General features: G+C 72.1%; 10 protein-coding genes. 6 read left to right on the top strand and 4 right to left on the bottom strand.

Going from position 1 to position 13,259, the window contains the following annotated elements:
- Positions 1-39: 39 nt before the first annotated feature.
- Positions 40-1,677 (top strand): hypothetical protein, encoded by a 1,638-nt coding sequence (locus tag ACFYWY_RS17445; protein ID WP_389186635.1) that lies wholly within the window; start codon positions 40-42, stop codon positions 1,675-1,677.
- A 270-nt stretch (positions 1,678-1,947) separates the two neighbouring features.
- Here ACFYWY_RS17445 and ACFYWY_RS17440 read toward each other — a convergent pair whose 3' ends face one another.
- Positions 1,948-3,342 carry an ABC transporter substrate-binding protein gene (locus tag ACFYWY_RS17440; protein ID WP_389186632.1) on the bottom strand — a complete coding sequence of 465 codons (1,395 nt, stop codon included), beginning with the start codon at positions 3,340-3,342 and terminating at the stop codon, positions 1,948-1,950.
- Positions 3,343-3,515: 173 nt separating this feature from the next.
- Between ACFYWY_RS17440 and ACFYWY_RS17435 the strand changes: the two genes are divergently transcribed.
- Positions 3,516-3,962 (top strand): hypothetical protein, encoded by a 447-nt coding sequence (locus ACFYWY_RS17435; protein ID WP_389186946.1) that lies wholly within the window; start codon positions 3,516-3,518, stop codon positions 3,960-3,962.
- A gap of 124 nt (positions 3,963-4,086) precedes the next feature.
- The gene (purU, locus tag ACFYWY_RS17430) at positions 4,087-4,938 is read left to right on the top strand and encodes a formyltetrahydrofolate deformylase (RefSeq protein WP_389186629.1); all 852 of its coding nucleotides are present in this window, start codon (positions 4,087-4,089) and stop codon (positions 4,936-4,938) included.
- Between the two features lie 16 nt (positions 4,939-4,954).
- Here purU and ACFYWY_RS17425 read toward each other — a convergent pair whose 3' ends face one another.
- From ACFYWY_RS17425 to ACFYWY_RS17415, 3 genes are all read right to left on the bottom strand, one after another.
- Positions 4,955-6,280 carry an extracellular solute-binding protein gene (locus tag ACFYWY_RS17425; RefSeq protein ID WP_389186626.1) on the bottom strand — a complete coding sequence of 442 codons (1,326 nt, stop codon included), beginning with the start codon at positions 6,278-6,280 and terminating at the stop codon, positions 4,955-4,957.
- Positions 6,277-7,440 (bottom strand): hypothetical protein, encoded by a 1,164-nt coding sequence (locus ACFYWY_RS17420; RefSeq protein WP_389186623.1) that lies wholly within the window; start codon positions 7,438-7,440, stop codon positions 6,277-6,279. Before ACFYWY_RS17420 ends, ACFYWY_RS17425 begins: the two co-directional genes overlap by 4 nt.
- Positions 7,441-7,501: 61 nt before the next feature.
- Positions 7,502-11,311 carry a tetratricopeptide repeat protein gene (locus ACFYWY_RS17415; RefSeq protein ID WP_389186620.1) on the bottom strand — a complete coding sequence of 1,270 codons (3,810 nt, stop codon included), beginning with the start codon at positions 11,309-11,311 and terminating at the stop codon, positions 7,502-7,504.
- A gap of 36 nt (positions 11,312-11,347) precedes the next feature.
- Between ACFYWY_RS17415 and ACFYWY_RS17410 the strand changes: the two genes are divergently transcribed.
- The 3 genes from ACFYWY_RS17410 to ACFYWY_RS17400 all read left to right on the top strand — a co-directional run bounded on the left by ACFYWY_RS17410 (position 11,348) and on the right by ACFYWY_RS17400 (position 12,778).
- Positions 11,348-11,653, top strand: coding sequence for a trypco2 family protein (locus ACFYWY_RS17410; RefSeq protein WP_381195542.1), 306 nt, complete (start codon positions 11,348-11,350; stop codon positions 11,651-11,653).
- Positions 11,654-11,879: 226 nt separating this feature from the next.
- A complete protein-coding gene (locus ACFYWY_RS17405) occupies positions 11,880-12,551 on the top strand; it encodes an RNA polymerase sigma factor (protein WP_389186615.1) in 672 nt (223 codons plus the stop codon).
- On the top strand, positions 12,548-12,778 hold the full coding sequence (locus ACFYWY_RS17400) for an anti-sigma factor family protein (protein WP_389186612.1): 231 nt from the start codon (positions 12,548-12,550) through the stop codon (positions 12,776-12,778). Before ACFYWY_RS17405 ends, ACFYWY_RS17400 begins: the two co-directional genes overlap by 4 nt.
- Positions 12,779-13,259: the final 481 nt, after the last annotated feature.

Here is a 13,259-nt window from a genome sequence, read left to right as displayed (position 1 = left end):
TGAGCCGACGATTCCGTAGGTCCACACGTAGGAGTCCCGGTGACGCAAAGCGGACAGGGTGACGAGCAGCAGCCGCCTGCTGCGCGGCCCGCGCACGAAGGCGTCGTGCTGCCCGCCGACGGAAGCGAGCCCTGGATTCCAGGCGTTTCCGACGCCCAGGTGGCTCCGGCGGGCGGCCAGCCGTGGGGTGAGCCGTGGGGACCGCAGCAGCAGCCGGGGCAGCCCGGCCCGCCCGCTGACGGTGAGCCGGTCGGGCAGCAGGGCTGGGGCGAGGCCCCACAGCCGCCGCAGGCGGGGTACGGCGGGCAGCCGCTGCCGCCACAGGGGCAGCCGCCGCAGGCCGGGTATGACCAGCTGACGCCTGCGCAGGCGGGGTACGACGCGCTGACGCCTGCGCAGGCGGGGTACGACGCGCTGCCGCCTGCGCAGGCCGGGTACGACGCGCTGCCGCCCGCTCAGGCCGGGTACGACGCGCTGCCGCCCGCTCAGGCCGGGTACGACGCGCTCCCGCCCGCGCAGCCGGGGTACGGCGCGAGCCCGCAGGGAGAGGCTCCCCAGCCTCCGCAGGCCGCCTACGGTGCGCAGCCGCTGCCGCAGGCCCTGCCCCCGCAGGCCGTCCCCATGGCGGACTCCGACGCCACGCAGTACATCCCTCCCGTCGCGCCCGGGGCGCTGCCGCCCGAGAACCCCGCCGAGTCGACACAGTTCCTCGGGACCGGGCCGGGGCCTGCGCAGGCTCCCGCAGCGGGGCCGGACGCCGACGCCACGCAGTACATCCCGCCAGTGCCGCCGACGCCCTCCGGCGCGCCCTTCGGGATCCGGCCGGGGACTCCCGGTGAACGGCAGCCGCCCGCGGAATTCGACAGCCTCTTCCGTACGGACGCGCCCGCCGCCCAAACCCCGGACGCCACACAGCAGTTGCCCCGGTTCGAGGCGGCCCCGCGCGGGGTCGGCCGGCCGCCGCGTCAGCAGCAGTACCAGCAGCCGCAGAACCCACAGCCGCAGGCGCACTACGAGCCGCAGGGTCCGGAGCGCGAGTCCCGGCGTCGTAAGTCCTCGCATGTGCCCGTCATAGCCGCTGTCGTCGTCGGCTGTGCCGTCCTGGGACTCGGCGTCAGCGCCGTCATGTTCGGCGGGGACGAGGAGAAGGACCCCGGCGCAGGCAAGAACGTCGCCGCCACCTCCGACGCCCCCAGCGGCAGCCCCAAGGCCGCTGACGACCCCGCCAAACCGCAGGCCGAGGCGCTCGACAAGCTCCTCGCCGACAGCAACAACAGCCGCGCCGCCGTCATCCGCTCGGTGGAGAACATCAAGCAGTGCAAGAACCTGGACCAGGCGGCCAGTGATCTGAGCGGGGCCGCGGAGCAGCGCCGCGGTCTGGTGACCCGCCTGGGGGGGCTCACCGTGGACAAGCTGCCCAGCCATGCGCAGCTGACCGCGTCGCTCACCAAGGCCTGGCAGGCGTCCGCATCGGCGGACGACCACTATGCGGCCTGGGCCAAGCAGGTCGAGGGCAAGAAGGGCTGCAAGGACGGCAAGGCGCGCAATACGGGACAGACCGCCCAGGCCAACCGTGCCAGTGGTGAGGCGACCAAGGCCAAGAAGGAAGCCTCCGGGCTGTGGAACGCCATCGCCGGAAAGTACGGCCTCACCGAGCGGCGCAGCGACCAGCTCTAGGGAACGGGCCGGGCCCCGGGCGCGTACCCGTACCGGTTGCCCGTGCCCGGCCTGAGAGGCGACGCGTACCCGTGTCCGGGAGTGAGACGCGACGCCTACCCGTGCCCGGCCCGAGACGCGGCGCTTACCCGTGCCCGGCCCGAGAGGCGGCGCTTACGCGCGCCCGGGCAGAGAGCGGCGCTTGCCCGTGCCCGGCCCGAGACGCCGCGCTTGCCCGTGCCCGGCCCGAGACGCGGCGCTTGCCCGTGCCCGGGCGGGAGACGCGCGGCGTCAGCTGGACGTGACGGCGGAGGCCGACAGCGTCTTGCTGACGTCCACGAAGCCCTGCTTCTGGGCCACCAGCCGCCCGTCGCGCACTACTTGGAACGTCACGCTCCGGTTCACGATCCGCGGGAAGCCGGGCGTGCCGAGCATGTCCTCGTACTCCCAGCGCAGGGTGGGAGTCAGCCCGCCGGTCGGCACCCGTACCCCGCTGTCCAGGGCGCGCGAGATCTTCCCCGCCGTGATGTCGTCCGAGTCGAGCGACTGGATGACCGTCCGCAGCACGGTGTACGCGATCCAGGTGGTCTGCACGCCCGCGTCGGCCGGGTCGATGCGGTTGTCGCCGAAGGCGTGGGCGCGGATGACCCGCTCCATCTCGGCCCACCGCGAGTCGCCCGAGTCCGGGTACCAGCCGGTGATGTAGGCGCCTTCGAAGGGGCCGTTGCGGCCGCCGGTGCGGTCGATGAGGGGCTGGCCGACGGAGCCCATGACCGAGGAGACGTGGATGTCCCGGTCGTCCTCCGGCAGCCGCCGGAAGGAGTCGAAGAAGGTCTCGGTACGGTCGCCGAGCGCGGCGGTGACGCACCCCGGGCGGTCGTCCGACCCGGAGCCCGACCCGGGCCCGGAGCCCGACCCGGAGCCGGAGCCCGACCCGGAGCCGGAGCCCGACCCGGAGCCGGAGCCCGACCCTGACCCCGCCCTCTTACGGGCCTGCTCGGCCTGCGCCGTGTAGTCCGTCGCGTCCTCCGCCGCCAGGATGTCCGCGGACTTGCGCCGACTGCCCCCCGCGAGGCCCGCGTTGAGCAGCACGGGCAGCTCGTCCCCCGCGAGGGTGTTGGGCCGCACCAGCGAGACGCGGTCGCAGGAGTCCGCGAGCTGCTGGCCATTGCCGGCCAGGAGGGCCGCCTGGCCGCCGTTCACGGGGTAGGAGAGGTAGCTGGTGAACTCCTCCTCGGATATCCCGTAGCCGCCGATGAAGGGGATGCCCGCGGCCTCCAGCGGGGCCATGAAGGCTTCGCCGTGCTGGCTGTACGAGCCGACGACCGCGTCCACGCCCTCCTTGACCGCCCGCCGGGCGCAGGCGGCGGCGCCGTTCGAGGTGTTCTGCTCGTTGCAGGAGATGACGCGCAGCTCGTGTCCGTCGAGCCCGCCCTGCGTCTTGGTCCAGCGGGCGTACGCCTTCGCCATCGCCGACATGCCGGGCATGTTCGTCGCCCGGGTCTCCTCAGGGGCGAAGGTCATCACCTTGACGGGTTCCCTGGAGCCCCCCGAGCCTCCAGGGAAGACGCCGCAGCCGGTGACCAGCGACGCACCCGCCACCACGGCAGCCGTAGTCGTACATACGGCGCGAACTCGAGCGGTCCTTGAGGGGCGGGGGGAGAAGGAACGTAGCCAACCGGTCATGCTCAGCCACATTTCCGCTTCCCGGGTAACGGAGTAGTGTGCATTGTTCAACGCGGGGTGACGGGAAGGTGAATTACGGGGGGTGGTCCGGTCGCACGAAAGGGGAACGTACGATCGACGGCGTGCAGCAAGGTTCGGACACCTCTTCCCGTCGCGGCCGTCGCTCCTCCACCATGGGCGGCATGCCGCTCAATGACATGCCCTGGTGGCGCTGGCGCTGCAATGTGCGCTCGGCGCTGCACATGCTCTCCGACCCCGTCTTCCACCAGGAGTGCTGGCTGGCCGGCCTCGAGGGGTACGGCGACGTCACTGACGCCGTGTACCGCCTGGTCGAGGACACCTGGCTGGACAACTGGTCCGCCGAGAAGTACGTCGGGACGATCTTCCGCGACTCGGGCGAGGCCGCCCTGGTCGATGTCGCCGTCCTGCGCGTGCTGCGGATCATGCACCAAGTCGGTGCGGATGCTCCCGTATCGGCCTATCTGGAACACCACGGCTGGCCGGAAGCCGTACGGGCCGCCCGCGATGCGCACGTACGCCTCTCGGTGAACGACGACGAGGATCCGGATGTGCCGCCGCGCTCGCTCGATGTGCTGCGCATCATGACGCGGTCCGCCTGAGGGTCTGCCCTCGCCCGAAGGTCGCCGGAAGGTTCACCGAAGGCCACCCGAGGGTCCGCTCCCCGGGGGTCCGTCTGACGGACCGGGATCACGCCGGGACCGGCGAATATGGCACCCTACGAGGATGACTGACCAGTACGTCCTGACGCTCTCCTGCCCGGACAAACAGGGCATTGTGCACGCCGTGTCGAGCTATCTCTTCATCACCGGCTGCAACATCGAGGACAGTCAGCAGTTCGGAGACCGGGACACGGGCCTGTTCTTCATGCGGGTTCACTTCTCGGCCGAGGCGCCGGTGACCGTGGACAAGCTGCGGGCCAGCTTCGCCGCCGTCGGGGACTCGTTCCGGATGGACTGGCAGATCCATCTCGCAGAAGAGCGGATGCGGATCGTGCTGATGGTCAGCAGGTTCGGTCACTGCCTCAACGACCTGCTCTTCCGCTCCAGGACCGGTGCGCTGCCGGTCGAGATCGCGGCGGTCGTCTCCAATCACACGGACTTCGCCGATCTGGTCGCCTCGTACGACGTCCCGTTCCATCACATTCCGGTCACCAAGGACAACAAGGCCGAGGCCGAGGCCCAACTGCTGGAGCTGGTGCGCGGCGAGAACATCGAGCTGGTGGTGCTCGCCCGCTATATGCAGGTGCTCTCGGACGATCTGTGCAAGCAGCTGAGCGGCCGGATCATCAATATCCACCACTCCTTCCTGCCGAGCTTCAAGGGCGCGAAGCCGTACCACCAGGCGCACGAACGCGGCGTGAAGCTGATCGGCGCGACCGCGCACTATGTGACGGCCGATCTCGACGAGGGCCCGATCATCGAGCAGGAGGTCGAGCGGGTCGGCCACGGCGTCACCCCGGAGCAGCTGGTGGCGATCGGCCGCGACGTGGAGTGCCAGGCACTGGCGCGGGCGGTGAAGTGGCACGCGGAGCACCGGATCCTGCTCAACGGCCGCCGTACGGTGGTCTTCGCGTAACAACCGCCCGCAGTCCTCATTCGTTGCCGGGCGGCGGTCCCGGCACGTTGTCGCAGAGATCGTCCAGTACGAACGCTCCTTCCTGCCGTTGCAAGACCCTTTCAGCCTCCAGCCGTTTGAGCAGCTCGTCCAGCAGCCTCTCGTCCTGCGGGTCGCCCAGGAATTCCAGTACGGCGCGGTAGAAGGCGTCCCGCAGGGTCGGCGGCATGGCGTCCGACGCGTCCAGGCAGATCTGGCTCGCCCCGTCGAACAGGCGCTGGACGGCCCGGGTGTTCTGCGACAGCGGTACGGTGCCGAATGAGCCGCCGGGAAAATACGGCCGCTCCCCGGGCCGCGCCGCCTTCGCCCAGTCCTCGCGGGCCTGGCGGGAGGTCAGCCTGTCGAGGAGGTCCCAGGCGGCGGCGCTGGGCTTGAAGACCGCGGCCATGTCGCCAGAGACCTCGAAGGCGTTGTCCTCGCTCTGCCCCTCGCTCTGCCCCTCGCTCTGCCCACCGGTCTTCCCGCCGGTCTTCCCCGCGCCGAAGAGGGCGGCGGTGGGCGTGGGTTGCACGTCGTCGCCGTAGTGGCGGCGGATGAACGAACCCTGGTGCTCATGGGTGCAGTGACCGCCGTTCAGCAGCCCGTACCGGCCGTTGCCGAGATCCTCGAAGGACAACCTGAGCCCCTCGCCGCCGAGGTTGCCGCCGTTGGCGGCGAGCAGACCGGCCCACTCCTTCCAGGCCGCCCTGGTCTGCGACCACGGGGTCTTGCCCGTCGCCCACCTCTCGTACGCGGCGGGGCCCTGCCGTTGCAGCAGCAGGTCCTCCACCCAGTCCGTGCCCGGCCAGCCGGAGGTGGCGCCGGAGCCCACGCCCAGGCACCAGTCCGGCTTCTTGCGGGCGCTCTCCGCGCGGCGGAAGACCAGCGACTTCAGGTCGACCCGCACCGGCGCCCAATAGGCGCGCGTACGGGCCTCGCCCTGCTCGTTCTCGACGGTCACCGAGGGCGCCCACGGCGGGACCGCGGCCCCGGCCACGTGCTCAGGGAGCGGATAGGCGTCTTGGGCCCTGGCGTACTCGGCGAGCTCACCGGGGCTGCTCAGGATCGCCAGGTCCGGCGGCGCGCCCGCCTGGAGCTGGGCCACCAGCGTCTCGCGCAGGGAGCGGGTCCCCTTGTAGACGTAACTGCGTCCGGTCCGCTCACCGATGCGCCGCAGCGCCGCCACGAACGGCTTCTCCTCGCCGTCGGTCCACGGGCCGAGGACGACTAGGGTGCGCTCCTCGGCGGCTTCCGAGCAGCCGCCCGCCGTAACGGCAGCGGCGGCGAGCAGACAGCAGGCCAGCAGTGCCCTCAAGCGCTTCATATGTCTGTGTACTTCCGTCGGGGGCGGCCGGCCGGATACGGCCGGCCGTAGAGGAAGAGCGTCACGCCGCAGGCGAGCGCGCCCACGCCGGCCGCGGGCACGACGACGCCGGCGGTCAGCGACCAGCGGTCGGGGTGGGCCTCGCGCATCAGGGCGGCCGCCTCGCGTGCGGTGGACTCGATCTTGCGAGGCGCCATGCCTTCTGCGCCCTGCTGCTCCAGGGCGCCGACGGTCGTACGCACCCGCTCCTGCGCGGCGTGCTCCTCGGCGCCGCCGAGAGCCAGCAGCACGGGCGTGAGCAGCACCGGCACCGCGGCCACCGCCAGCTGCACGCTGATCAGCCGCAGCCGGTCCCGCAGGAAGACCGAGGTGCCGACGAGGACGAAGGCGAAGAGGGCGGCGGCGAGTGCCGCGGCGGCGGCCGCGGCCAGGGTGAGCGGGCTCCAGGCCGCCAAGTCGCGGTTCTCCTGCCGCAGTTGGTGCTCGAGCTCCGCGATTCGGTCGAGGATGGAGATGGGCTCCTGGGGGGTGGCCTGGGCGACGGTCCGGTGCTTGCCGCGCAGCATGTCGTCGGCGTAGGTGACCCCGGCTTCACGCAGCGTTTTGTTCTTACGGTTCCGGTCGGCCCACGCGATCTTGTCGCCGTACGCGACGACCAGGCCGGAGACGACCCGCAGCTCCTGCTCCTGTGCCTTGTGCAGGGCCCTGGACTGCGCGACCCGGTTGAGGCTCTGCGCGGCCTCGGTGAGGAGGGAGCGGTAGGTCTCGCCGACCTCGACGCTGCCGGCCTGCGCGGCGGTGAAGAGGCGTAACTTTGCCTGCCCCTGGGCGAGTTCGAGGGAGATCCGGGCGTGCGCCAGATCCACGAGTGCGGGCGCGCAACGATCCCGCAGCCGCTCCGTACGGTCGTGCACGTCGCCGTAGGCGGCTGTGGAGAGGACGAGGGAGACCACGGCAAGCGCGGGCAGTACCAGCATCCGGCGGCGCAGGAACGCGGCAGTGGGGCGGCTGCCCTCGGGGGTGCGGCCCGCGGCGCGCAGCCACAGGGCGGGGAAGAGCCCGCGCAGGGCTGGGAGGACGCGGGTGGCGGCGTGGTGCAGCCGCGCCAGGGCGGGCCGGAGCCGGTTGAGGAGCGGGCGGAACCGCTTGCGGCTGGTCATGCGCCCTCCCGGGGGCCGCGGTGTCGCGCCGGCACGGGACGGAGCCGCCGGTTCAGGCCGTTCATGCGTCATCGCCCGGCTCGGGCAGCCGCGGGCGGCGCGGCAGCCACGCGGTCAGCGGCCGCTGTGCCCGGTCCCGGTCCGGGTTCCGGTCGCGGTCCGGGTTCCGGTCCCGGTAGTGCTTCAGGCCCAGCGGGCGGGTTCGGTACGCGCTGTCGAGCAGCGCCTCCGCGAGCGCGGCGTCTTCCGCGCGGTCGGTGCGCGGCACCTGCTTGGCCAGCTTGCGGTAGCTGGCGGAGAGCTGCTCGCGCAGCTCCCGTTCGGTGGCCGGGACGGACGTCCCGGGTGGCAGCGAGGCGCGCAGCTCGGCCAGCGGGTCGGCCTTCTCCCGTGCGGCGCCGACCAGTTCGAGAAGCAGTTCCAGGAGCTCTGTGGTGAGCCGTTCGTACGACTGCCGGTCGGTGAGCCCCTCGTGGCTGACCAGCCGGCGCAGCGCGCCGTACGCGCGCACCGCCGACGCCACCGTCGGCGCGCTCCCGTCCGAGGGCGGGCTGGCGTGGATGCGGACCATCGCGGTACGCGCCGCGGTGCGGTGCCGGGAGTCCGGGGGCACACCGTCCAGGTACGCGAGGGCCAGATCCGGGCTGTGCCGGGCGAGATGGATGCGGGCGAGCCCGAAGGCGGCGCTGCCGAGCGCGTGGTTGCGCCGCCACACCGCGTCGTAGAACCGCATGGCCTGCTGCTCCTTCTCCTCCCGGTCCTCCCGCTCGTCCCGGTCCTCCGGGGCCTTTCGGGCCGCGGCCCCCGGGGCGCCGTCGTCGTCCGTGCCGCGCCTTGCGTCCGCCAGCTTTTCGTGGCAGTAGCCGAGGGCGAGCTTCGGCGCGTACTCGCCCGGAATGGCGTAGTACACCTCGTCGAAGCAGGCCAGGGCATGGTGCGGGCGGCCGTGGGCAAGCTCGGTGAGCCCCCGGTGCCAGTCGAGCCGCCAGTCGTAGTCCGCGCGCTCGCCGAGCAGCCTGCGGGCCCGGTCGAGCTCCATCGCGGCGGCGAGCAGTTGCCGGTCCCTCCCCCGGCCACCTGCCCCGGCCACCGCTGGTGGAGCCCCCGGGCGCGACTGGTCGCGGGCGAGCTCCAGATGGAGCCTGCAGCGCAGCAGATGCAGCTCGGGGGAGGCCAGCCACTCGTCGCTGAGCTGGAGCAGACCTGCCGGGTCGGCGTACGAAGTGCGCTGCAGCTCCTTCCAGTTGGGGTCCCGCTGGTCCGGTTTGGGCACGGGCAGGGCCACCGCGACCTCGGCCGGGTCGGGCACCCCCGCACCGAGGAGATGGCCGCCCGCGCCGCCTGCCCGCCAGCGGTCCAGCGGCGGGGCCTTGCCGAGCTGACCGTCCAGGGCGGTGGCGGCCCGGTCGAAGAGCGGGGACGGCTCGAAGGTCTCCTCGCCGAGCCGCAGGGAGCGCAGTTCGCGCAGCACACCGCGCAGTTGGAGGGCCATTTCCTGGGCGGATGCGTAACGCCGCTTGGGGTCGTGTGCCATGGCGCGCCGCAGCGCCCGCTCCAGCGACTCGGTGCCGAGGTCGGCGGGGGGCGCGGGGGCCTTGGCGAGCAGCGAGGCGAGGACCGCGCCGACGCTGTAGAGGTCCCCCGCCGTCGTCATCTCGCCCGCGGGGCCGGTCTCCGGCGGCCGGTGGCTGACCGGTCCCGGCGTGCCGGGCTTGCGGACGCCCGCGACGTCGATGAGTTTGATGCCGTTGCCGCAGTGCAGAACGTTGGTGAGGGACAGATCGCCGTAGACGAGACCCTCCTGGTCGTGCAGATAGCTGAGCGCGTCCAGGATGAGCAGCCCGTACACGACGACGAACTCCCGCACCCGGGGCCCGGAGAACGGCGGACGGTGCTGGGCGATCCGGGCCGCGACCCACTCCAATGGCGCCCCGTCGGCGAACTCCATCACGATGAACTCCGCCGAAGTCGACGGATGACGCGCGTAGTTGACCACCCGGATGACGGAGGGATGATTCAGGCTGACCAGCCGCAGCCGCTCTTGATGCGCCTGGAGGACCGCTGCGGGATTTCCCGGGTCGAGGATTCCCTTGAGCGCCACCGGACGGTCGTCGAGCAGCAGATCGCGGGCGAGATACACCTGCCCGTGGCTGCCCTGGCCGATCGGGCCCACGACCTCGTACTGCTGGTGCAGCCGGTCGCCGCCGGTCAGGTGGGGCCCGGGCGGCGCGGTGACGAGTGCGTCCGGGTCGCGTACGGCGACGACCGGCAGATCGGTGAGCCCGTCGCCGGGCGGGTCCACGACGAACTCGTGCGGGCCCAGCGGGCCGGCCAGGGTCAGTTCGGCCGCTTCGGCGTCCAGCAGGGCCGTCTCGACGTCGACGGCGAGCCGGAACAGCTCGTGCGGCAGGGCGGGCGTGTCGTACAGGAGGCCGCCGCGGCGCAGCTGTTGGAGCCGCGCGCGCAGCCGTGGCGACCGGTCCTCCGGGCGGCGCGGTGTCGGCCCGCCCGATGTGGCCGGATGCCCGGGCAGCTGCCGTAATCGCTGTTCGGTCTCGGCGAGCCGGGTGATGCGCGCGGCGAGCCGGTCGGTGCGGCGGTCGGGCCACTCGGGTTCCAGGAGTTCGGCGCGTACCCGGGCGAGCAGCGGCGAGCGCGGGTCGCTGAAGACGAGCAGCAGCCGGCTGTCGCCGCGGGCCAGCAGCGCGCGCAGCAGCGCCACGATCTCCGCGTCGGGCGACGCGGACCGGTCGACGGCGAGGAAGGCGGCGATCAGCGGCGGGCTCGCCTCGGCGATCTGGTCGAGCAGCTCGGTGTGCGGTGTACGGGACGGGGCCGGGTCGTCCAGGCCGATCCGGTCGGCGGCGTGGACGGCGAGCTCCTCGGCGGTGCGGTTGGTGGCGTCGACGGCGATGTCGATGCTGCCCACCTGCGGCTCGCCCGCCGAACTCGCGGACGCGGACGGCGGGCTCTGCTCCCGGTCGGCGAGGGTGAGGACGGAGCGGACGGTGTGCAGCAGCGCGTGCTCCCCCTCACCGGCGAAGGCCAGCTCGACGGGGTCGGTGTCGGCAGCCCCGTCCAGCCAGCGGGTCAGCCTGCGATGCAGGCCGGGGACCCGGCCGGAGGCGGTCCTGTCGGGGGCGACGGCGACATCGCGGGAGACGGCACGGGGTCCGTTCACCGTCAGCCCGAGCCGTTCCAGCGGCAGATACTTCAGCACGGTCTCGGTCGGGATCATGTACGCGTGCTCACGGCGTACGGGCGCCTGCGGGGTGCCGAACTGGTGGGCCACGATGCCGATGAGCCGGCGTGAGCGGCTGTGGACGACCCCGCTGCCGCTGTAGCCGTGCCGCACGACGTACGAGGAGCCCTCCGTGTCGAGCTGCACCCACTCGGGCTTGGGCGCTGGTCCGCCGCGCCCCATCAGCCGGGCGTCGAGATGCTCGCCGCCGGGCAGGTCCTCCGGGTAGCCGGTGAAGTGCACCGGCTCATTGCGCGCCGGGATCTGGCGGTGCAGCACGGCATGCGGCACGGACGGCTCGTGGTCCAGCTTGAGCAGGGCGAGGTCGCCGCTGAAGTGCGGGGTGGGCAGGACCAGATACTCCCGCAGCACCCGGGCGCGCAGCGGGCCCGGCCCGTCACCGGACAGGGCGGCGCCGGGACCGTCCACGTACACGGTGTCGAAGGGGGTGCGGGCGCCGTCCTGGCCGGGGCGCGACAGCACCGTATGGGCGCAGGTGAGCACCAGCCCCCCGGGCAGCAGCACCCCGGCGCCCAGCGGGCGGCTCGCCCGGTCCTGCGTGCGCAGCAGACAGACCCGCCAACTCTCCTCCTGCGACGACGAGTTGGACGTGCGCCACGGCTCCCTCATACTTCACAACGATAACTACAGGAGACGGGGGAGGCGATGGCTGTGCGTGACGATGCCGCGGTGGCCGGGCTCGCCGAGGTGATCGGCCAGGTCCGGGACGAGCTGGAGCGGGCGCAGCGGGCCGGCGAGGGGCGCGATCTCAAATTCAGCGTGGAGAGGGTGAATCTGGAGTTCGCCGTGCAGGTCAGGCGCGAGGGCAGCGGCAGGGCCGAGCTGCGGATCGGGGTGGTCACGGCGGGCGGCGGCGGGACGGCGGCGCGGGACACGACGCACACGATCCAGATCGAGCTGAAGCCGCAGGGGCGCGACGGGGACCCGAACGTGCGGGTGGGCGGGGAGTAGGGCTGCGTACGCACGGCACGGCTTCACCAGCGTCCGCGTAGGGGGCAGTCGTGAGCGCGGCAAGGTGCAAGCGACAGAGCCGACCCGCTCGGTGGTGTGCGGCCGGGAAATTGACGGCCGTGAATGTCCTTACCGGGACATGAACAAAGGCACCAGCAGACGATCTCACTCACTGAGCTGCCCTAAGCTGACCTCCCAGTTGACGGCCGGCAAGGGGGAGAGACGAATGGCGGGGGCACGCGAACTGCCGCCGGACGAGGTCCTGGTCGAGCGTCTGCGTGACGGTGACGAGGAGACGTTCGCCCTGGTGCTGGACACCTGGTCGGGTGGCCTGCTCCGGCTGGCCATGTCGTTCGTGTCGACCAAGGCCACCGCGGAGGAGGCCGTCCAGGACACCTGGCTGGCGGTCATCAGGGGGATCAGCGCCTTCGAGGGCCGTTCATCCCTGAAGACATGGGTGTACCGGATCCTGGTCAACACGGCCAAGGCGCGCGGCGCAAAGGAGAGCAGGACCGTTCCCTTCGCCAGCCTGCTGCCGGAGGAGGAAGGGCCGACGGTGGACGCCTCGCGGTTCCGCGCCCCCGGCGAGCGATACGCCGGGCACTGGGCCGTCGGGCAGGAACCGCTTCCCTGGCACGTTCCCGAGGACCACGTGCTGCGCGGCGAAGTCCGCGAGATGATCGCAGAGGCGCTCGACGAGCTCCCGCCCCGGCTCCGCACGGTGATCACGCTTCGCGATGTCGCAGGATACGGCTCGGAGGAAGTGTGTTCCCTGCTGGAGATCTCGCCTGGAAACCAACGCGTCCTCCTCCATCGGGCCAGGGCCTTCATGCGCCGTAAGTTGGAGACCTACTTGTCCGGTGCCCATGACATCGCAGGCGGGAGGGGACGACCGTGAACTGCATCGACTTCGTCGAGTTGGTGACCGAGTTCCTCGAGGGCGCCATGTCCAACGAGGACGAGCGGCGCTTCATCGAGCACCTGGCGGAATGCCCCGGGTGCGAGAGCTACCTCGATCACTTCCGTCAGACGATCGCCACGACGGGCGAGCTGACCCCGGACAACATCTCACCGGACGCCAGGCAGCAGCTGCTCACCGTTTTCAGGGACTGGCAGCAGCGTTGATCCTCGGCATCAAGTAGGGCCTGTCCGGCGGCCCGAGCAGGAGCCGATCGCGCTCACGCGGGGACCGGTGTCCGATCCCGAGCTGATCGCGATCGACCGGTCGGCACCACACGCAGGACCCCAAGGACTCAACTCGCCGCGCCCGTAGGAGTCCGCTGCTGCGCAACCACCTCGCCTCCACCACGCCTGCCCTCCGGCCCATCCCCCCTCATCGCTGATCATCCAGGGCGTGCCGCCGCTCCATGCGGGCGGTGTGGGGCCGCGACAAGCCGCCCGTCTTCGGGCTGACGGCCCGCCGGCGCAGGCCTGTCGGCGGTATCCACGCCCTCTACGGGCGCCTCTCGTCCTCGCCGCCGCGTTTCCGCCCGGGGGACTTGTAACGCTGCTGGGGCGCGCCGCACTGAACGTCTGAGGCGGGCGCTGGAGCCCCCCATGAATCTCGCATGGCCTTCGCCCTCCTCCCCCTGGGCGGAGGCCATGC

The sequence above is a fragment of the Streptomyces sp. NPDC002870 genome, assembly GCF_042888505.1.
GTDB lineage: Bacteria > Actinomycetota > Actinomycetes > Streptomycetales > Streptomycetaceae > Streptomyces.
The sequence above is the reverse complement of the archived record's forward strand: the minus strand, read 5'-3'. Positions and strand labels throughout refer to the sequence as shown.

Excerpts from the sequence above, each read along its gene's own strand:
- ACFYWY_RS17415 (WP_389186620.1), bottom strand. The coding sequence starts at position 11,311 with ATGAGGGAGCCGTGGCGCACGTCCAACTCGTCGTCGCAGGAGGAGAGT.
- purU (WP_389186629.1), top strand. The coding sequence starts at position 4,087 with ATGACTGACCAGTACGTCCTGACGCTCTCCTGCCCGGACAAACAGGGC.
- ACFYWY_RS17440 (WP_389186632.1), bottom strand. The coding sequence starts at position 3,342 with ATGACCGGTTGGCTACGTTCCTTCTCCCCCCGCCCCTCAAGGACCGCT.
- ACFYWY_RS17420 (WP_389186623.1), bottom strand. The coding sequence starts at position 7,440 with ATGACCAGCCGCAAGCGGTTCCGCCCGCTCCTCAACCGGCTCCGGCCC.
- ACFYWY_RS17410 (WP_381195542.1), top strand. The coding sequence starts at position 11,348 with ATGGCTGTGCGTGACGATGCCGCGGTGGCCGGGCTCGCCGAGGTGATC.
- ACFYWY_RS17425 (WP_389186626.1), bottom strand. The coding sequence starts at position 6,280 with ATGAAGCGCTTGAGGGCACTGCTGGCCTGCTGTCTGCTCGCCGCCGCT.
- ACFYWY_RS17435 (WP_389186946.1), top strand. The coding sequence starts at position 3,516 with ATGGGCGGCATGCCGCTCAATGACATGCCCTGGTGGCGCTGGCGCTGC.
- ACFYWY_RS17405 (WP_389186615.1), top strand. The coding sequence starts at position 11,880 with ATGGCGGGGGCACGCGAACTGCCGCCGGACGAGGTCCTGGTCGAGCGT.